This window comes from Streptomyces sp. FH025, assembly GCF_017427025.1.
In the GTDB taxonomy this organism is placed as follows: domain Bacteria; phylum Actinomycetota; class Actinomycetes; order Streptomycetales; family Streptomycetaceae; genus Kitasatospora.
The window spans coordinates 1-1141 of record NZ_JAFLNG010001205.1; the positions used below are offsets into that span (position 1 = coordinate 1).

Below are 1141 nucleotides of genomic sequence, written 5' to 3' on the forward strand. Positions count from 1 at the left end.
CTCGGTGCCGGCGTTGCCGCGGCCGGTCTGGAGGTCGAACTGCTGGGTGGGGGTGCCGTCGAGGGCGGCGGTCGTGTAGGCGGTCCAGATCCTGGTGGGGAAGGCGCCGCCGTTGATCCGGGTGAGGCCCGCGGTGCCGGACAGGGACTCCTTGGCGTGGGTCTTCGGGTTCTCGCGGAACAGGCCGACGGCGGTGGTGAGTTCGGGGGTGTAGCCGGCGAACCAGGCGGAGAGGTTGGAGTCGGTGGTGCCGGTCTTGCCGGCGGCGGGGCGGCCGAGGTCGAGGGCGGCGGCGCCGGTGCCGCGGGGGCTGATGACGTCGCGCAGGACGTCGGTGACGGAGTCGGCGATGCTGCGGTCGACGGCGTCGGTGGCCTTGTGGTCGGGGGTCTTGGGGACGTCGACGGCGCCGCCGGCGGCGCGTTCGAGCTTGAGGACGGACCAGGGGGTGTGCGCCTGGCCGTGGTTGGCGAGGGTGGCGTAGGCGCCGGCCAGGTCGAGGGCGCTGGGGGTGGCGGTGCCGAGGGTCATCGAGGTGTTGTTCGGGTCCATGCCGCGGACGCTGTCGGGGATGCCGAGTTTGACGGCGGTCTCGCGGACGCGGGCGAGTCCGGCGTCGACGCCTTCCTGGGCGTACACGGAGTTGACGGACTTGACCATGGCGTAGCGCAGGGTGATGTTGCCGTAGTCGGTGTCGTCCTCGTTGGGCGGGGCGTACGGGGTGGGGCCGCCGGTGACGGGGCGTTCGCTGGTGCCGTCGTAGCGGCTTTCGGTGGTGATGGGGCGGCCGTCGGGGGCGTGTTGGGCGAGCAGGCCGGCGGCGAGGTCGATGGGCTTGAAGGTGGAGCCGATCTGGTTGTCCTGGCGGAGGGCGTCGTTGAAGGGCTGTTTGGCGTAGTCGGGGCCGCCGTAGACGGCGACGACGCGGCCGGTGGCGGGTTCGACGGAGGCGCCGGCGACGCGGACGTCGGTGTCGGTGGTGGGGCGGGCCTTGGGGTCGAGCTCGTCGGTGAGTTCGGCTTGGACGGCTTTGACGAAGGCGTCCTGTTTGGGCTTGTCGAAGGTGGTGGTGATGCGCCAGCCGCCGGCCTTGAGGGTGGGGGTGTCGAGGGTGCCGGAGGAGATGAGGTAGTCGTCGGCG

General features: G+C 72.0%; 1 protein-coding gene. It reads right to left on the reverse strand.

Annotated features, from left to right (window positions below; genetic code table 11):
* Positions 1–1141: transglycosylase domain-containing protein (locus J0670_RS38435; protein WP_207817404.1), on the reverse strand; the 1141-nt coding region annotated here is incomplete at both ends.